The sequence below is a fragment of the Austwickia sp. genome (genome assembly GCA_016699675.1).
Lineage (GTDB): Bacteria > Actinomycetota > Actinomycetes > Actinomycetales > Dermatophilaceae > Austwickia.
Window position 1 is genome coordinate 3,232,672 of the sequence record CP064985.1, and the last position, 18,070, is coordinate 3,250,741.

Sequence of the window (18,070 nt, forward strand, 5' to 3'; positions counted from 1 at the left end):
GATGTTCTTGCTGGGCGAGGCCTGGAACGGGCTGCGGCGAAGCGCCTCGATGGCCGTCTCGATCATGATCGTCACCGCGGTCTCGCTGCTCTTCTTCGGTGTCGGCCTGCTGGCGCAACGCCAGGTGGAGACCGCGAAGGGCTACTGGTACGACAAGGTCGAGGTCTCGATCTTCCTGTGCACCAAGAACTCCAGCGAGCCCACCTGCGGGCGGCAGGCCGCCACCCAGGCGCAGATCGACAAGGTCGGTGCCGACCTGGAGTCGATGAAGCCGGTCGTCAAGGAGGTCGCGTTCGAGAGTCAGGACGAGGCCTACAAGCGCTTCCGGGAGCAGTTCACCAACCCCGCCTTCCGGGATACGCCCAAGGAGGCGATCCCGGCGGCCTACCGGGTGCACCTGGCCGATCCCCAGGACTACGACAAGATGTACGCCGCATTCAACGGGGCTCCCGGCGTGTCCACGGTCAAGGACATCCGGGCGATCCTCAACCCGCTGTTCCGGGTGATGGACGTGCTGCGGTATGTCGCGTGGGCGCTGGCCGGGCTCATGCTGGTGTGCACGATCCTGTTGACCGGCACCACGATCCGCCAGGTCGCCTACAGCCGCCGCCACGAGACCGGCATCAAGCGGGTGGTGGGCGCCAGCAAGGCCGCCATCCAGTTGCCCTTCATGCTGGAGACCGTGCTGGCCTCGCTCGCCGGCACGGGCCTCGCCGTGCTGGGCCTGTGGGCGCTGGTCCGCTTCGGCGTGAACCAACTGGCCCAGCGGTTCCAGGACTTCCGCTGGGTCGACGTGCCCGACGTCTGGGCGGTCACCCCGTGGATGGCCCTGCTCGGGTTGGGCGTCGGGGTGATCGTGTCCTGGATCGCGTTGGTGCGGTTCGTTCGCGTCTGACCGGGGCGCCCGTTCGCCCGCGGAGAACGCCGTACGGCGGCCCGGCGGGGCGGCGCCCGTTCGCCCGCGGAGAACGCCGTACGGCGCCGCTGGGCGCCCGTCACCGCCGGGGCCCTCAAGAGCGAGCCGCGGGGAACGATAAGATAATTCGGGGTTTCGTGCCCGCCGCGACCTTGTGGGCGTGTCGAACCGGTCGGTCAGTCCGGCTCCCCTACCGTGGAATTGGGTTTCCCCGCAGGTCGGTGCCACCAGGCGGCGGCCGAGGGTCACCCGGACAGGCAGTCGAGCACCCTAAGGCGGTCACTGGTGTACGAGAACGACACGAAGGCGACCTACGCCCGACGTCGTCGACGGTCCCGAGCGGCCTGGGCCATGACGGTGGGCTGCGCCCTCGTCGCCGGGGGCACCTTCGGCGGCCCGGCCCGAGCCGACGACATCGACGCCCAACGCGACCGCGTGAGTTCGCAACTCGACGACTCCCGCGCCAAACTCGCCAACCTGTCGGCCGCCGCCCAGGCGGCCGTTCTCGCGTTGCAGAAGACGCAGGAGAACATCGCGGCCGCCCAGCGCGCGCTGCTCTCGGCGCAGGCGCAGGAGAAGGCCGCCACCGAGCGGAAGGCCAAGATCGACGCCGACCTGGTCAAGGCCAAGAAGGAGGAGGCGGACGGGCTCGCTCGGATCGCCGCCATCAAGGCCGAGCAGGCCCGCAACACCGACCTGCGCGACAACATCGCGCGCGAGGCCTACGAGGGATCCGGGCTCGAACGCCTGGCGGCCGTGTTGAACACGGACAAGGCCAAGGACCTCGCCAACAACATGTACGTCGTCGAGAAGGTCAACGACACCCAGAACGCCGTCTTGGCCGAGCTCGCCGCGCAGAAGGCCAAGGCGGACGCCGAGCAGGTCAAGCTGGCCGAGACCCGGCGTACGATCGCCTCTCTGCAGCTGCAGGCCCAGGCTGCCGTGGCGCAGGCCGAGGAGGCCCGCAAGCTCGCCGACCAGACGAAGGCCCAGCTCGTCACCCTCGAGGCGCAGCAGAAGACGGCGGCCGCGGCCGTCGCCGCGCAGAAGGGCGACGAGGAGAAGCGGGTCGCCCAGCTGCAGGCCGAGTCCGACCGGATCGCGGCGCTGCTGGCGGCCAAATACGGCAAGCCGAGCGCCACCTGGTCCGGCGGCAGCGGCCAGTTCGCGGTCCCGGTCAACGGGCCGGTCACCAGCGAGTTCGAGTGGCGTATCAATCCCATCCTGGGCACCCGGGAGCTGCACTCCGGCATGGACATCGGCGTCCCCTGCGGCACGCCGGTCCACGCGAGCGGCAACGGCGAGGTCATTCACGCGGCGCCCATGGGCGGCTACGGCAACTCGGTCTGGATCGATCACGGTGGCGGCATCGTCACGACGTACAACCACATGCAGGGCTACGCGACGAGCGTCGGCGCGTCGGTCTCGCGGGGCGCCGTGATCGGGTACGTCGGGTCGACCGGTCTGTCCACCGGCTGCCACATGCACTGGGAGGTCCGCGTGGGCGGCGCCCCCGTGAACCCGCGAGGCTGGTTCTGACGCCGCTGCCTTAGGCTTGGCCCTCATGGGCGCTCAGGGCAGGGACAAGGGCATCAACGTCGTCGCCCGCAATCGCAAGGCGCGCCACGACTACCACATCGAGGCGACCGTCGAGGCCGGGCTGGTGCTGCAGGGCACCGAGGTGAAGTCGCTGCGGATGGGACGGGCCTCGCTGGTCGACGGGTTCGCGACGATCGCCGACGGCGAGGCCTGGCTGGAGGGGGTCCACATCCCCGAGTACACCCAGGGCACTTGGACCAACCACGCGGCGCGGCGCAAGCGCAAGCTGCTGATGCACCGCGACGAGATCGCCAAGCTGGCCGGCAAGAGCAAGGAGGCCGGGCACACCCTCGTGCCCCTGGCCCTGTACTTCAAGGACGGCCGCGCCAAGGTCGAGATCGCCCTCGCCAAGGGAAAGAAGGAGTACGACAAGCGGCATGCTCTGCGGGAACGGCAGGATCGTCGCGAGGCCGAGCGCGCCATGTCGCATCGTGCGGAGCGCTAGGCTGCCAGCAACGGGCCGACCCCTGAACGTCTCGGGCCGGCGCAGTGGCGAGAGAGGGAGTTTCCGGCGATGAGCGATGACGTCGTGACCGTGCTCGAGGAGAACCGCTGCTGGGAGCTGCTGGAGTCCCACGAGTTCGGGCGGTTGGCGTTCTCCGTGGCGAACGACCCCGACATCTGCCCGGTCAACTACTGCGCCCGCGACGGGAAGATCTACATCCGCACCGCGTCGGGGTCCAAGCTGCTCAGCGTGACGATCAACCACAAGATTGCCTTCGAGTTCGACCAGGTCCGGCCCACCGAGGCGACCAGCGTCATCATCTATGGCCGCGCGCGTGAGCTCGACTCCGACGAGGAGCGCGAGTTCTTCGAGACGTTGCCGCTGCGCCCCTGGGTGTCCACCGCCAAGTACCACTACCTCGAGATCACCCCGGACCAGGTCAGCGGTCGGCGGTTCAAGCTCGGGGCGCGCGGCGAGGACTGACCGACCAGCCCGGCTCGCGCGGGCCGGGCCGCCCGGCTCGGGCCCCTCGGGCATCTCGGGCCAGCCGGCTGGCTCGGGGCCTGCAAGCTGGCCGGCCGGAATAAGCGGTCGAGCTCCCGGCGTTGGCCGAGGTATCCTGAAAGACCGCATGACGGTACGGCGTCGCCCAGCGACGACGTACGGTCTGGTGGGTTTGAGAACTGCACAGCGTGACGTGCCCGCCCCAAGGGGGTGATCGGTTTCGACGACGGTCGTCATTCCAGGGGAAGCGGGTCGAGGATGTCGGGTTATCTCGTAAACGATCCCGGCAAACCAATAGGTGCCGATTCCAAGCGCACCGACTTCGCCCTCGCCGCCTGAGCGAGCCTCGAAGTCCGTCAGCCTGAGTTCGCTGCCGACTCAGTTCCTGGCGTCAGTTAGGTAGCTTGCTGCGCCGTCATGTCGGGGGACGTGCGCGGGACTCTTACTCGACTGGGCCTGTCAGGGGACGTGTGCGCGCGAGCCCTGAGGCCGAGAAAATCCATAGCGCACTGCACCCGGAGAAGTCCTGGTTCGGTGCCGGCGGACGCGGGTTCGATTCCCGCCACCTCCACCAACCGCGGACACGTCACGCAGGGCCGCGAAAAGGGCTCACCCGCTGCGGGTGAGCCCTTTTCGTACGTCAGGCCTCCGGCTGGTCGGCGGCCTGCTGCCTGGCGATCTCGGCGCGGACCTCGTCCATGTCGATGCCGCGCATCTGCTCGATGACCTGGTCGAGGGCCTGGGCGGGCAACGCGCCCGGCTGGGCGAACAGCAACACCCCGTCCCGGAACCCGAAGATGGTCGGGATCGAGGTGATCTCCAGCATCCCGGCGAGCTGCGGCTCGGCCTCGGTGTCCAGCTTGGCGAACGTGACGTCGGCGTGCTTCTCGGACGCGGCCTCGAAGACCGGCGCGAACTGGCGGCACGGGCCGCACCACGCGGCCCAGGCATCCACCAGGACGATGCCGTCTTGGGTGACGGTCTTCTCGAAGGTGTCGGCGGTCAGCGCTTGGGTGCTCATGCCTTGCCCAACGACGATCCCCGGGCGGGCATTCCCCGGCCCTCGCGCGGGCCGAAGCCCGGCCGCTGGTAGGATGGCTTCCGCCCGCTCACCGCGGGTCTTTTTCCGCAGCACGCGGACCTGGTCGCGAGCACTCCGCTCGCGCGGGACACCTCCACTTCAGCCCTGGTAGGCATTGCGGCCTGCCAAGGCCCGCCGGGACAGGCGACCCGTCTCCCGGCCCGTTCGCCGGTCTCCGACCGGCGACGGCACGATCCGCGAATCATGGTGCGGCTCATCGTGCCCGCCACACCGAAGGACAGCACGATGAAGGCCAGCAAGACGACCGCGCGCGCCAAAGCGCGGTGGAGCACCGCCCAGAAGGCCGAGGCCCGCAAGGCCCGCGGCGGAGCCGCGCCCGCGCGCGGATCCGCACCGGGGGCCCGCGAGGCGGCGAAACGGTACGCCAAGACCGGCGCCCCCTTCCGCCCCCGCCGTTCCGATGACCGCGCCGCCGACGCGGCCGGTCAGCTGGGATCGGGGTATCGGGGCGAGCGGCCCCGGTCCGATGAGCGGCCCCGCTACGGGGACAAGCCGCGCTTCGCTCGGGACGATCGCCAGGATGCGCGGCCGGCTCGCCGGGACGACCGGGCGCCGTACGGCCGCACGGCCGACCAGGGCGCGCGGCCCCGCTACGGCGACCAGCCGCGCTACGAGCGTGACGACCGCCGCGACCAGCGGCCCCGCTACGGAGACAAGGCCCGCTACGAGCGGGACGATCGCCGGGATGCGCGGCCGGCGCGTCGGGACGACCGGGCGCCGTACGGCCGCACGGCCGACCAGGGGGAGCGCCCTCGCTACGAGCGTCGGGACGAGCGTCCTCGCTTCGACCGTCCCCGGTCGGATGAGCGACCCCGGTCGGATGAGCGGCCCCGGTACGGGGACAAGCCGCGCTACGAGCGGGACGATCGCCGCGACGATCGGCCCCGCTACGGCGAGAAGCCGCGCTACGAGCGGGACGACCGCCGGGACCAGCGGACGCCGAACCGGGACGATCGCACGCCGTACCGTCGCGCTGCCGACCACGGCGACCGCCCTCGCGACGACCGGTCCTGGCAGCCGCGCACCGAGCGGTGGGAGCGGCAGGGCGATGCGCAGCGGCCTCACCGCGGCGACGACCGACCGGGCCGCGACCAGGACCGCGCCCCGGCAGGGCCGCCGCGCTGGCGGGACCCCGACCAGGGCGCTTACCGCGGCGGCGAGCCGCGGCGCACCGACCGCCGGTACGGCGAGGGCCGGCCGGCCCACCGCCCCGACCCGCACGCCGACCGGATGCGCCGGCAGGAACCCCAGAGCCGGGAGATCCCGGATCGCGGGCCGCTGCCGGACCCGACCGTCGCCCCTGACAACGCCTTCAGCGCGCTGGGGCTGCCGGAGGTGCTGGTGCGGCGACTGGCCCGCGACGGCATCACCGAACCGTTCCCGATCCAGGCGGCCACCATCCCGGACGCGCTGGCCGGCCGTGACGTCCTCGGCCGGGGCCGCACCGGCTCCGGCAAGACGCTCGCGTTCGGGCTGCCGACGCTGACCCGGCTCGCCGCGGGCGAGCCGGCGGCCCCCAAGCGTCCCAAGGCGCTGGTCCTGGTGCCCACGCGGGAGCTGGCGATCCAGGTCAGCGACGCACTGGAGCCCCTGGCCCACGTGGCCGGGGTGCGGCACAAGCTCGTCGCGGGCGGGCTCGCCTACGCGACGCAGTTCGCGGCGCTGGAGCGCGGCGTGGACCTGCTGATCGCGACGCCGGGCCGGCTCATCGACCTGGTCGACCGCGGCGCGGTTGCGCTCGACGCGGTCGAGGTCGCGATCCTCGACGAGGCCGACCACATGGCCGACATGGGCTTCCTGCCCGACGTCACGGCGCTGCTCGACATGATTCCGCCCGGCGGCCAGCGCCTGCTGTTCTCGGCGACGCTGGATAAGGGCATCGACGAGCTGGTCGAGCGCTACCTCACCGACCCGGTGGAGCACGCCACCGACGCGGCGACCGCGAGCGTGACCACGATGGAGCACCACGTCCTGCTGGTCGAGCCGACGCACAAGAAGCTGGTCACCGCGCAGGTCGCCAACCGGGACGGCCGCACGATCGTCTTCGTGCGCACCAAGCTGGGCGCCGACCGGGTGGCCCGGGAGATCCGCGAGCAGGGCGTGCTCGCCGCGGCGCTGCACGGCGGGCTCAACCAGGGCGCCCGCAACCGGGTGCTCGCGGCCTTCCGCGACGGCCGGATGCCCGTGCTGGTCGCCACGGACGTGGCCGCGCGGGGCATTCACGTCGACGACGTCTCCGTCGTGCTGCAGGTCGACCCGCCGATGGACGGCAAGGACTACCTGCACCGCGCCGGCCGCACGGCCCGCGCCGGGGAGCCCGGCACCGTGGTGACGCTGGCGCTGCCGCACCAACGCCGTACGGTCGAGCGTCTCGTTGCGGCGGCCGGCGTGGACGTCGTCCCCGTGGCCGCAGGTCCCGGCGACGAGGCGCTGCTGGCGGCCACCGGCGCCCGACGGACGACCGGCATCCCCGTCCCCGAGGAGTCCTACCTGCGGATCGTGGAGCCGCCGCCGCGCCGGCGACCCATGCGGCGGCCGGAGGGCCCCGGCGGCCCCGGGCGGCGTCCGGCCCGCGAGGGGGACCGCCGACGCATGAAGGGGCGCGAAGCCGGGTAGCCCATCGTCGTGACGACCTCGCTGACCGGGAAGCTCCTCGTCGCGACGCCGCGCATCACCGAACCGATGTTCCGGCGCAGCGTCGTCCTGCTGCTGCACCACGACGAGGCGGGCGCCCACGGCGTCGTCCTGAACAAGGCGCTCGGCGTCGCCGTGGACCGCGTGCTGACCGGGTGGTCGACGCACCTCAGCGAGCCCGCCGAGCTGTTCCAGGGCGGGCCGGTGGGGCTCGACACGGCGCTGGGACTGGGCTGGTTGGCCGGCGCCGGCGACCCGCCCTGCGTCCACCGCCTGTTCGGCCCCGTCGGCGTCGTCGACCTGGACAGCGATCCGGCGGAGGTGGCCCGCCACGTGGGCGGCCTGCGCATCTACGCGGGGTACTCCGGCTGGGGCGCGGGCCAGCTGGAGGCGGAGTTGGCCGAGGACAGCTGGTACGTCGTGGGCCGCGAGACCACCGACGTGTTCAGCCCCGAACCGACCGGGCTGTGGCGCCGGGTGCTGCGGCGGCAGCGCAACCGCCTCGCCTTCGTGGCGTACCTGCCCGACGATCCCGAGCGCAACTGAGGCTCGGGCGGGACGCGAGCGGGGCCGGGCCGGGCGAATCGCGCGGGGCCTACACTGGCGCGCATGACCTCGCCGAACCCGCCATCCGTTGCCTGGGGCCCTGGTGGAGGCCTCGCCAGCGCGGAGCCGCCGATGCCGCCGGACCCGTTCGACCCGTACGGCCCTGGCGGGCCCCTCGGCCCCGGCACCGCCACCTCGGTCCTGGAGCGCGAGGAGACCGCGACCCAGACGCAGCTGTCGGAGCCGGGCGACCACGAGCGCTTCGCGCACTACGTCCGCAAGGAGAAGATCCTCGAGAGCGCCCTGTCGGGACAGCCGGTGATCGCCCTGTGCGGCAAGGTCTGGGTGCCCGGCCGAGACCCCAACCGGTTCCCGGTCTGCCCGGTCTGCAAGGAGATCTACGAGGGCCTTCGCGAGCCGGCGGACGGCGAGGAGTAGCCCCCTCAGGGTGAGATCGCCGACACGCCAGGTCCGGTGGGCGCGCGGGGAGCCCGCCGTCCGGTCGGGTACGGTGGCCGGGCGATGAGTACCTCGGCCGCCTCCCACCTGTCCCCAGCCTTCCCGGAGCGGGCGGCGTGGGGCACCGCCGCGAAGCTGCGCGCCTGGCAGGCCGAGGCGCTGGAGATCTACCGCGGCAGCTCGTCGCGAGACTTCCTGGCGGTCGCGACGCCGGGCGCCGGCAAGACGACCTTCGCCCTGCGCATTGCCACCGAGCTGCTCGAGGCGGGGATCGTCCAGAAGATCACCGTGGTGGCGCCCACCGAACACCTCAAGACCCAGTGGGCCGACGCGGCCGCCCGCGTCGGGATCCACATCGACCCGAACTTCACCAATGCGGCCGGGGGCACGAGTGCCGACTACGACGGGATCGCGCTGACGTACGCCGGGGTCGCCACCCGCCCGCGGCTGCACCGCAGCCGGACCGAGCGGTGGCGCACGCTGGTCATCCTCGACGAGATCCACCATGGCGGGGACGCCCGCGCCTGGGGTGACGCGATCCGCGAGGCCTTCGAACCGGCGACGCGGCGGCTGGCCCTCACCGGGACGCCGTTTCGCAGCGACACCAACCCGATCCCGTTCGTGCGCTACGAGCCCGACGAGGCCGGCATCCGCCGTTCGGCCAGTGACTACACCTACGGCTACGGCCAGGCACTCGCCGACGGCGTCGTCCGGCCGGTCATCTTCCTGGCGTACGGCGGGGCGATGCGCTGGCGCACCAAAGCCGGCGACGAGGTCGGCGCGCGCCTCGGCGAGCCGCTGACGAAGGACATGATCGCGCAGGCCTGGCGCACGGCCCTCGACCCGCGCGGGAAGTGGATCCCCGCGGTGCTGGCGGCCGCCGACAAGCGGCTCACCGAGGTCCGCCGGCACGTGCCGGACGCCGGCGGCATGGTGATCGCGACGAACCGGACGCAGGCCCGGGCGTACGCCGCGATCCTGCTCCAGCTCACCGGCGAGCCCCCCACGGTGGTGCTGTCGGACGACCCGAAGGCGTCGGCGAGCATCGAGACGTACGCCGCCGCGGAGTCCCGCTGGCTCGTCGCGGTGCGGATGGTGTCCGAGGGGGTCGACGTGCCGCGCCTGGCGGTCGGCGTCTACGCGACCTCGACCGCGACCCCGCTGTTCTTCGCGCAGGCCGTGGGCCGGTTCGTCCGGACCCGGCGGCGGGGGGAGACGGCGAGCGTGTTCCTGCCGAGCGTGCCCGCCATCCTGGCGCACGCGGCCGCGCTGGAGCTGGAGCGCGATCACGCCCTGGACCGGGCCGTCAAGGCCGCCGAGGAGGGGCTGTGGGCGCCGGAGGAGGCGCTCCTGGAGGAGGCGAACGCGACCCGCAGCACGGCCGACCTGGGGGACGACCAGCCCGGCTTCGAGGCTCTGGCCTCCGACGCGGAGTTCGACCACGTCCTGTTCGACGCGGAGCAATATGGGTTCGCCTCGGCGCCGGGGTCCGCCGATGAGGAGGAATACCTCGGCCTGCCCGGGCTGCTCGAGCCCGACCAGGTCGCCCACGTGCTCGCCGAGAAGCAGCGCCGGCACGCCCGGCGTACTGCCGCCCGACCCGCCCGACCCGACCCCGGCGCCGCCGATGCGCCCGTCGCCGCGCACCGGGCCCTGGCGAGCACCCGCAAGGAGCTCAACACGCTGGTCGGCGCCTACGCCCGCAAGACCGGCCAGCCGCACGCGGTCGTGCACGCGGAGCTGCGCAGGGACTGCGGCGGCCCCGCCCTGGACCAGGCCACCCACGAGCAGGTCACCGCGCGCATCGACCGAATCCGCGCCTGGTTCGTCGGGCGGCGCTGATCCACCCGCGGCGATCGCTCTCGTCGCCCGCGCCGTCGACCGCGGTCAGGCGGTGCGCGGCTGCCGCTCGGCGGCGTCCCGTTCGCGGGCCGGCTCGGGCTCGCTCGCGGCGCGGACGAGCGGCAGGGTACGTCGTTCGAGGTGGGTCGCCAGCGCGATCTGCGTCGAGGCCCGCTGGATGTCGTCGTGGTCGACGATCGCGTCGATGACCCGCTGCAGGTCCTCGTTGCTGCGCGCCACCGCGATGACGAAGAGATCGAACGTGCCGGTGATGGTGTAGGCCTCGATGACCTCGGGGATGTGCGCCAGATGCTCGCCCACGGGGGACTGCCCCGTGGTCTGCCGGATCTGCAGGCTGCAGAACGCGGTGACCGGATAACCCAGGGCGGCCGGGCTGATCGTCGGCGCCATCGAGCGGATGACGCCGCGCTCGGCCAGCCGCTCCAGCCGCGCCTGGACGGTGCCCCGGGCCACCCCGAGCGCGCGGGAGGCCCCGAGCACGCCGATGCTGGGGCGCTCGGTGAACACGGAGATGATCCGCGCGTCGAGCTCGTCTACACCGCTGTTCATGACCAGGAGGGTAGCCCCGCGGGGGCCCTCGCCGGGTGCCTTTCGTCCCTTCCGGGGGGCATTCGCCGCGCTGGGCGGTGATGGGTGGGTGTCAGGATGGAGCCATGCCCTCACCTCCGCCCGGCTGGTACGACGACCCCGCGGGTAGCGGCCGACTGCGCTACTGGGACGGCGCGTCGTGGACCGGGCACCTGACCGACCGGCCGGGGCAGCTGGCGGGCGAGGCCGGGGCCGAGCCCGGGCCGTCGTCGGCACCGCTGTGGGGGGAGGCGCCGTCGGGAGAGCCCAGCAGGCCGCCGGTCGCCGGGGGACCGGCGAGGCCGCCGGTCCCGGTCCGGCCCCTGCCCGGCCGCCGGGCTGCCGACGGGACCCTGCTGGCGCCGTGGTGGCGTCGGCTGCTCGCGTGGGCCGTCGACCTCGGGCTGACGTTGGCCATGGGCCTGCCCGTCACGATGGCGATCCTCGCCACCCGCTGGGATCAGCTGGCCGCGTGGTCGCAGGCGAGCCAGGCGGCCTCGGTGCGCGGGAGCGAACTGCCCACGCCGCCGCCGGAACTGGTCTCCGCGGTCGCCGCGGCGTGGACGGCGGCGACGCTGGTCTACTTTCTCTACGAACTGATCGCCCTGACGAAGTTCGGCACCACGTGGGGGCGGCGCCTCCTGCACATCCGGGTGCGGGTCACCGGCGATCCGGGCGAACCCGGCCGCCCGGGCCAACCTCGCGCGCTGTCGATGCAGGCGGCGAGCCGGCGCAGCGGGGTCAAGGTCGCCGGTCAGATCGCGGGCGGCACGCCGGTCCTGGGCGATCTCGGCGTGCTCTTCACGCTCGTCGACCTGGGCCGCGGCACGCTGGATCGCGATCGCCGCACGTTGCACGACCTGGCCGGCGGGACCGAAGTTGTGATGCGGGAGCCGGACCGGCCTTGACCGGGATGGGTGCGGCAGGCGCACGCGGCGTCCGCCGGCCACCTTGCCTCGCGCTCGGGCCCTCCCACGCGACATAACTCGCACGACGGCCCGGTGTGGCGCCCGCGAGGCGCCCCGCCTGCGTGGCACGCTCGACGAAACGAGCGCAGCCACGGAGGGACCCCGGTGCATCAGCAGGTCGCGAACGCCGCAGTTCGGGACCGCAATCGCCGTACCGGATCGTCCGGTCGACGCACCTACCTGCCGGGCCTCGACGGCCTCCGCGCACTCGCGGTCACCGCGGTCGTGCTCTACCACCTGGATCTTCCTTATGTCAGGGGAGGCTTCCTAGGGGTGGACGTCTTCTTCGTCCTCTCGGGCTACCTCATCAGCAGCCAGCTCTGGGCCCGCTGCTCGCTGGGCGCCGTACGGCTGTGGGCGTTCTGGGCCGCGCGGATCCGCCGCCTGCTGCCCGCCGTCCTGCTCCTGCTGGTGGGTGCGACCGCGGCGATGCTGGCCGCCGGGCGCGACCAGCTCGGGGTCTTCGCCGGGGATGTCGGGGCGGCGGCGACGTACACCTCGAACTGGTGGTACATCCTGCACGAGCGGTCCTACTTCGAGTCGGTGGGCCGCCCGCCCGTCCTGGCGCACCTGTGGAGCCTGGCCGTCGAGGAGCAGTTCTACCTGCTCTGGCCCCTGCTGATCGCGGGGTTGCTGCGGCACGCGCCGGACCTGCGGCGGGCGCGGCTCGCGCTCTGCTCCGCCAGCCTCGCCCTCGCGGTGGCCTCGGCGGCGGTCCTGGGCCTGGGCTCCGCGCTCACGGCGACCCCGCAGTTGGGGGACCCGAGCCGGTGGTACTTCGGCACCGACAGCCACGCCAGCGGGCTGCTGCTCGGCGCGGCGCTGGCGTTCCGGCGCGGGGGCGCCGGGTTCGGCCCGCTGACGCCCGCGTTGCGCCCGGCCGGGTGGCGGCCGACGATCTTCGGTGTCTTGGCGCTCGCCTCCCTCGGGGTCCTGGTCGTGGTCGTGGACCAGTACGACCCGCTGCTCTACCGCGTCGGCTTCGCCCTGGTGGCCGTGCTCGCGACGGTCGTCGTCGCGGTCGCCTCCCGGCCGGGTCCGCTGGAGGCCGCCCTGTCGGGGCGGTTGCTGCGGTACGTCGGGCGCCGGTCCTACGGCCTCTACCTGTGGCACTGGCCGGTGGTGGCGTTCACCCGCCCCGAACTGGATCTGCCCTGGACCGGGCTGCGGGTCGCGCTGCTCCGGGTGACCCTGACCGTCGTGCTCGCGGAGCTGTCCTACCGGCTGGTCGAAGACCCGGTACGCCGTCGCGGCTGGCGCCGGGCCTGGGCGTGCCCGGCGCCTGCGGACCCGCTCCCGACGCCTGCGGAGGCGCCGCTGACGCCGGGCCAGGCGCTCGGTCCTGGCGGCGCCGGTGGCGTCAACGGCGTCGACAAGGTGCGGCTGGCGATGGCCCAGCTGCTGGCGGGGCTCAGCCTGACCCTCGTCGTCCCGCCCCACGTGGAATTCCCCGACCTTCGGGCGCCGCTGGCAGCGCCCCGGCACGGCGTACCCAAGCCCGTCCCCACCCTCACCCCCGATCAGGTGACGCCGCGCCGCGACCTGACGATGACCGTTTACGGCGACTCGGTGGCCCTCGGCGCCCAACCCGCGCTGACTCGCTGGGTCGGGTCCGTGATCAACCAGGCCAGGGAGGGGCAGCACAGCTGGACCACGCTGGCCCAGGTCGGGCAGGACGCGCGGGCCGGGCGCATCGACTCCGACGTCGTGCTGATCCACACGGGCGACAACGGCCTCGTCCCGCAGGAGCAGCTGCGGGCCGCGCTGGATGCGCTCGGCGGCGTGCCCGCGGTGCGCCAGGTCGTGCTCGTGACGCCGAAGGTGCCGCGCAGCTGGGAGGCGCGGGCGGTCGAGAGCATCGCGGGGGTGGCACCCGACTACGCGACGGTCCAGGTCGCCGACTGGCACAGCCACGCCAAGGGGCACCCGGAGTGGTTCGCCGCCGACGGCATCCACCTCGGTCCGGCGGGCGGCGAGGCCTACGCGCGGCTGGTCCTCTCGCGAGTCACGGTGGCGCCCAAGGCCCCCTGACCGGCGTCCCGAACCGTGTCGTACGCCCTCGGTCAGGAGGAATCTTTGGCACAGTGGAGCCGTGCGAGAAATGACTCCCCAGCAGGCCGCCGCCCTCGTCTTCGCCCGGGGCGACAACCCCCGCGTCGTCGTGAGTGGCAACGGCGCCGTCCCGTGGACCATGATTGGGGCGATCGACGCGGTCGTCCCGGAATACCGCCTCTTCCTCCTCAACGGCCCGGTGGGCCTTCCCGACCGGGAGGGCGTCACGCTGGAATCCGCCTTCGTCGGCGCGGGGATGCGCAAGAGCCCGCGCCTGCAGTACTACCCGGCGCGCCTGTCCCACGTCCCCGAATACTTCGTCAAGAGGTTCCTCACCGTCGACGCGGTGGTCGTGCACACCTCCGAGCCGTGGCACGGAAACCTCAGCCTCGGCTGCGAGGTCAACATCATGCCCGGCGTCATCGAGGCCGCGCGCGCGGCCGGGGCGCTGGTCATCGCGCAGACCAACCCGACGATGCCGTACACGTTCGGCGACGGCGAGTACGAGGTCGAGATGTTCGACGCCATCGTCCCCTCCGACGCCCCGCTCACCCCGCACGCGCACGCCGCGCCCGCCACCTCCGCCGGGGCGATCGACCGCGCCGAGTCCGCGCGGATTATCGGCAACCTCGTCTCCGAGCGGGTCGCCAGCGGATCGACGCTGCAGCTGGGGATCGGCGAGATCCCCGACGCGACGCTCGCCGGGCTGAGCAAGAAGCGCAAGCTGGGGATCTGGACCGAGATGATCTCGGACGGCATCCTCACGCTCGACGACGCCGGCGCGCTCGACATGGGCCGGCTCATCACGGCGTCCTTCGTGTTCGGTTCGCTGGACCTCTATCAGTGGCTGAACCGCAACCCGCGGGTGCGGCTGCTGCGCACCGAGACCACCAACGCGCCGGCCCAGATCAGCCAGAACCCCGGCATGACCAGCATCAACACCGCCCTGCAGGTGGACCTCATGGACCAGGCGAATGCCTCGCGCATCAACGCCCGCATCCACTCCGGGTTCGGAGGCCAGACCGACTTCACGGTCGGCGCGATGCACGCCCCCGGCGGCCAGGCGATCATGGCGCTGCGCAGCTGGCACCCGAAGGCGAACGTGTCGACGATCGTGCCGCTGCTCGATGAGCCGGTGACCTCGCTGCAGCACACCTGCGTCATCACGGAGAACGGTGTCGCGGAGTGCGCGGGCCGCTCCGAGAAGCAGCAGGCCGAGAACCTCATCGAACGCGCCGCCCACCCGAGCATCCGCGACGAGCTCTGGGAGGAAGCGCGGCACCTGGGCCTGGCCTGAGCGGAGGGCTGGCCGCGGCGGCTCCGCGGCCAGCCACCGCCTGGCGCCCGCGGCAGGCCACCTCCTGGCGCCGCGGATTATGAGGGCAGGGTGCCCGCCAGTTCGACGCCGGCCTCGCGCAGCTGCGCGAGCGCCTTGGTCGTCGTGTCCGGGGCGACCCCGGCCGTGAGGTCGAGCAGGACGCGGGTCGCGAAGCCGTGTCGGGCTGCGTCGAGCGCCGTGGCCCGGACGCAGTGGTCGGTGGCGATCCCCACGACGTCGACCTCGGCGATGCCCGCCTCCCGCAGCCAGGCGGCGAGGCCCACCTCGCGGTCGTCCTCGGTCGTGGTCCCCTCGAAACCGCTGTACGCCGCCTCGTGGCGCCCCTTGCGGAACACGGCGTCCACGCCGCCGTCCTGACCGGGGTCGGTCAGCGCCGCCCAGGCCGGGTGGAACTGCGCACCCGGCGTACCCGCCTGGCAGTGCACCGGCCAGGTGTCGACGAAGTCGGGTCCCTGCGGCCCGTCGGGTGCGTTGGCCCAGTGCGCGCCGGGGTCCTCGTGCCAGTCGGCCGTGGCCACGACGGCGGCGTACTCGCGGCGGTGTCGGGTGAGGAAGTCCGCCACGTCGGCGGCGACCTTGGCTCCGCCGGTCACCGCGAGCGAACCGCCCTCGCAGAAGTCGTTCTGGACGTCGACGACGACGAGCGCGCGGGCGCGCCCACCGGAGCCGCCGGGGCGCGGGGTGCTGGCCATGCTCACTTCACCTCGTCCTGGTAGAGGGTCGGAATGACGGGCTCGCCGCGGGAGAGCCGACGGGCTCCGGCGGGCAGTTCGGCCAGGGCGCGCTTGTGCAGCGCTCGGCCGGCGTTGGCGCTCATGTCGGCGACCACGGCGCCGTCCCGGACCAGCTCCACGAGCAACTCTCGATCGTTGCCGTCGTTGGTGGGGGCCTCGCCGATGCCGATGACCTCGGCCTCGGCGTCGCCGGAGTCACTGACCCGGCGCAGGGCGAACTTGCGCCCGCCCACGCTCTTCTTGTCCTTGCTCTTCTTGGCGACGTCGACCATCGTGCCGGAGTCGTCGGTGCGCGAGACGAGCTTGTAGACCAGCCCCGCGGTGGGCGCGCCGGAGCCGGTGACCAGGGACGTGCCCACGCCGTACGCGTCGACCGGGGCCGCCGCGAGCGCCGCGATCGCGTACTCGTCGAGGTCGCTCGTGACGACGATCCGGGTGTTGGTGGCTCCGAGGGCGTCGAGCTGGGCGCGGACCTCGTGGGCCTGCGTGACCAGGTCGCCGGAGTCGAGCCGGACCGCGCCCAGCTCGGGGCCCGCGATCTCGACGGCGAGCTTGACGGCGGCGGCCACGTCGTACGTGTCCACCAGCAGCGTCGTCCCCTTCCCGAGCGACGTGACCTGCGCGCGGAAGGCCTCCTCCTCGGTGTCGTGCAGGAGGGTGAAGCTGTGCGCCGAGGTGCCCGCGCTGGGGATGCCGTAGCGCCGCGCCGCCTCCAGGTTGGAGGTCGTCGCAAAGCCGCAGACGTACGCCGCGCGGGCCGCGGCCACGGCGGCCTCCTCGTGGGTACGCCGCGAGCCCATCTCGATCAGCGGCCGGCCGCCCGCCGCAGTCGCCATGCGGCTGGCCGCCGACGCGACGGCGCAGTCGTGGTTGTAGATCGACAGCAGCACCGTCTCCAGGATGCAGGCCTCGGCAAAGGTCGCCTCCACGATGAGCAGCGGGGAGCCGGGGAAGTAGATCTCGCCCTCGGCGTATCCCCACATCGACCCCGTGAACCGGTAGTCGCGCAGATAATCCAGGGTGGTGTCGTCGACGACCCGCTTGGCCGCGAGAGGGGCGAGTTCGGCCTCGCCGAAGGTGAAGTCCTGGAGCGCCTCCAGGGCGCGGCCCACGCCGGCGACCACGCCGTACCGTCGGCCGTCCGGCAGCCGCCGCCCGAAGAGCTCGAAGACGCTGCGGCGATGTGCGGCGCCGGAATGGAGCGCAGCCTGCAGCATCGTCAGTTCGTAGTGGTCGGTCAGGAGCGCCGTGCTCGGGCGGACAGGGGCGCTCGTCGCGGTGGTCGTGCTGGTCACAGGCCACACTCTATTGTGGTGGGGTGTCGATCGCGCCCGCGGAGAGCCAGCTGGAGCTGGCCGAGGAACACGCCGACCTCGACGTACCGTGGGTGACCCTCGTCTGGAACGACCCGGTCAATCTCATGAGCTACGTGACGTGGGTGTTCCGCAGCTACTTCGGCTACCCCGAGGCCAAGGCGCAGGCCCTCATGCTCGACGTGCACCACAAGGGCCGCGCGGTCGTCGCGACCGGCCCGCGGGAGCAGATGGAACGCCACACCGAGGCGCTGCAGGGCTACGGCCTGTGGGCCACCTTCCAGAAGGACGACTGATGGCGCACGGGTTTCGTCGGGAGCGTCCGCCCCGCCGGCGGGGGGCCGGGGCGCGGGGGCCGGTGCCCTGCGCGTACGTCGCCCGCCTCGACGACGACGAGCGGGCGCTGCTGGCCTCGCTGATGCTGCAGGTGCTCTCGATCGTGGCGCCGCCCGAGCCGCCGGCCCTCGGCGACGAGTTCGACCGGATCATGGCCGAGGCGGGCCTGGAGCACCTCGACGCCGACCCGGGCGCGCCGCAGTCGCCCGCCGCGACCCCGACCGGGAACGACGACCTCGACGACCCCGAGCGCGACCCGGCCCTGGACCGCTTGCTACCGGACGCACACCGGGACGACCCGCTGGTGGCGGCCGAGTTTCGGCGCATGGCGGCGCCCGGGTTGCGGGCCCGCAAGGCCGCGAATCTGGAGTCGGCGATCGCCGCGCTGGCCCGGACCGCCGAGGGTGGGCGCTCCGACGGGGGGCGGTCGGACGAGGTGCGCCTCGACGAGGAGGAGGCGCAGGCCTTCGCGGTCGCGCTGACCGACGTCCGTCTCGTCGTGGGGGAGCGCTTGCAATTGCGAACGGACACGGACGCGGACCGGTTGGAGCTGGCCCTGGCCAAGGGCGCCCTGGACGAGGAGGCCGCCTGGATGGTGGCGGTCTACGACTTCCTGACCTGGCTGCAGGAGACCCTCGCGCAGGCGATGCTCGACCGACTCGACGACGCCCACGGCTGAGGTCTTATCCACAG

The 18,070-nt window shown here is 72.9% G+C and carries 17 protein-coding genes and 1 other RNA gene; 14 read left to right on the top strand and 4 right to left on the bottom strand.

Annotated elements, in window-relative coordinates; all coding sequences use genetic code 11:
* The first annotated feature begins 1 nt into the window (after position 1).
* From IPK37_14750 to ssrA, 5 genes are all read left to right on the top strand, one after another.
* Positions 2–895 carry an ABC transporter permease gene (locus IPK37_14750; protein QQS00162.1) on the top strand — a complete coding sequence of 298 codons (894 nt, stop codon included), beginning with the start codon at positions 2–4 and terminating at the stop codon, positions 893–895.
* 306 nt (positions 896–1,201) lie between these two features.
* Entirely contained in the window at positions 1,202–2,455 is a 1,254-nt protein-coding gene (locus tag IPK37_14755) for a peptidoglycan DD-metalloendopeptidase family protein (protein ID QQS00163.1), read from the top strand.
* A 25-nt stretch (positions 2,456–2,480) separates the two neighbouring features.
* Positions 2,481–2,960: an SsrA-binding protein SmpB gene (smpB, locus tag IPK37_14760; protein ID QQS00164.1), complete on the top strand. Its 480-nt coding sequence runs from the start codon at positions 2,481–2,483 to the stop codon at positions 2,958–2,960.
* Positions 2,961–3,029: 69 nt separating this feature from the next.
* A complete protein-coding gene (locus IPK37_14765; protein ID QQS00165.1) occupies positions 3,030–3,443 on the top strand; it encodes a pyridoxamine 5'-phosphate oxidase family protein in 414 nt (137 codons plus the stop codon).
* Between the two features lie 227 nt (positions 3,444–3,670).
* Positions 3,671–4,038, top strand: a transfer-messenger RNA (tmRNA) gene (ssrA, locus tag IPK37_14770).
* A 66-nt stretch (positions 4,039–4,104) separates the two neighbouring features.
* On the opposite strand, the gene IPK37_14775 is transcribed toward ssrA, so the two are convergent.
* Positions 4,105–4,485: a thiol reductase thioredoxin gene (locus IPK37_14775; GenBank protein QQS00166.1), complete on the bottom strand. Its 381-nt coding sequence runs from the start codon at positions 4,483–4,485 to the stop codon at positions 4,105–4,107.
* Between the two features lie 306 nt (positions 4,486–4,791).
* Here IPK37_14775 and IPK37_14780 point away from each other — a divergent pair, with 306 nt between their 5' ends.
* From IPK37_14780 to IPK37_14795, 4 genes are all read left to right on the top strand, one after another.
* Positions 4,792–7,182, top strand: a complete 2,391-nt coding sequence (locus IPK37_14780) for a DEAD/DEAH box helicase (GenBank protein ID QQS02908.1) — start codon at positions 4,792–4,794, stop codon at positions 7,180–7,182.
* 9 nt (positions 7,183–7,191) lie between these two features.
* Positions 7,192–7,746: a YqgE/AlgH family protein gene (locus IPK37_14785; protein QQS00167.1), complete on the top strand. Its 555-nt coding sequence runs from the start codon at positions 7,192–7,194 to the stop codon at positions 7,744–7,746.
* Positions 7,747–7,878: 132 nt separating this feature from the next.
* A complete protein-coding gene (locus IPK37_14790) occupies positions 7,879–8,184 on the top strand; it encodes a DUF3039 domain-containing protein (GenBank protein QQS02909.1) in 306 nt (101 codons plus the stop codon).
* Positions 8,185–8,268: 84 nt separating this feature from the next.
* The gene (locus IPK37_14795) at positions 8,269–10,047 is read left to right on the top strand and encodes a DEAD/DEAH box helicase (GenBank protein QQS00168.1); all 1,779 of its coding nucleotides are present in this window, start codon (positions 8,269–8,271) and stop codon (positions 10,045–10,047) included.
* 45 nt (positions 10,048–10,092) lie between these two features.
* Here IPK37_14795 and IPK37_14800 read toward each other — a convergent pair whose 3' ends face one another.
* The gene (locus IPK37_14800) at positions 10,093–10,617 is read right to left on the bottom strand and encodes an Lrp/AsnC family transcriptional regulator (protein ID QQS00169.1); all 525 of its coding nucleotides are present in this window, start codon (positions 10,615–10,617) and stop codon (positions 10,093–10,095) included.
* A gap of 104 nt (positions 10,618–10,721) precedes the next feature.
* On the opposite strand from IPK37_14800, the gene IPK37_14805 reads away from it, so the two are divergent.
* The 3 genes from IPK37_14805 (at position 10,722) to IPK37_14815 (ending at position 14,952) form a co-directional block, all read left to right on the top strand.
* Entirely contained in the window at positions 10,722–11,543 is an 822-nt protein-coding gene (locus IPK37_14805) for an RDD family protein (GenBank protein QQS00170.1), read from the top strand.
* Between the two features lie 165 nt (positions 11,544–11,708).
* Positions 11,709–13,634, top strand: coding sequence for an acyltransferase (locus IPK37_14810; GenBank protein ID QQS00171.1), 1,926 nt, complete (start codon positions 11,709–11,711; stop codon positions 13,632–13,634).
* Between the two features lie 70 nt (positions 13,635–13,704).
* Positions 13,705–14,952 (top strand): acetyl-CoA hydrolase, encoded by a 1,248-nt coding sequence (locus tag IPK37_14815; GenBank protein ID QQS02910.1) that lies wholly within the window; start codon positions 13,705–13,707, stop codon positions 14,950–14,952.
* A 77-nt stretch (positions 14,953–15,029) separates the two neighbouring features.
* Here the strand turns inward: IPK37_14815 and IPK37_14820 are convergent, their stop codons facing one another.
* Both IPK37_14820 and IPK37_14825 read right to left on the bottom strand, forming a co-directional pair.
* Positions 15,030–15,686 carry an isochorismatase family protein gene (locus IPK37_14820; protein QQS00172.1) on the bottom strand — a complete coding sequence of 219 codons (657 nt, stop codon included), beginning with the start codon at positions 15,684–15,686 and terminating at the stop codon, positions 15,030–15,032.
* Positions 15,687–15,688: 2 nt separating this feature from the next.
* Positions 15,689–17,023: a nicotinate phosphoribosyltransferase gene (locus tag IPK37_14825; protein ID QQS00173.1), complete on the bottom strand. Its 1,335-nt coding sequence runs from the start codon at positions 17,021–17,023 to the stop codon at positions 15,689–15,691.
* 23 nt (positions 17,024–17,046) lie between these two features.
* Between IPK37_14825 and clpS the strand changes: the two genes are divergently transcribed.
* Together clpS and IPK37_14835 are read left to right on the top strand one after the other, a co-directional pair.
* On the top strand, positions 17,047–17,337 hold the full coding sequence (clpS, locus tag IPK37_14830; protein QQS00174.1) for an ATP-dependent Clp protease adapter ClpS: 291 nt from the start codon (positions 17,047–17,049) through the stop codon (positions 17,335–17,337).
* A complete protein-coding gene (locus IPK37_14835) occupies positions 17,337–18,056 on the top strand; it encodes a DUF2017 domain-containing protein (GenBank protein QQS00175.1) in 720 nt (239 codons plus the stop codon). Before clpS ends, IPK37_14835 begins: the two co-directional genes overlap by 1 nt.
* Positions 18,057–18,070: the final 14 nt, after the last annotated feature.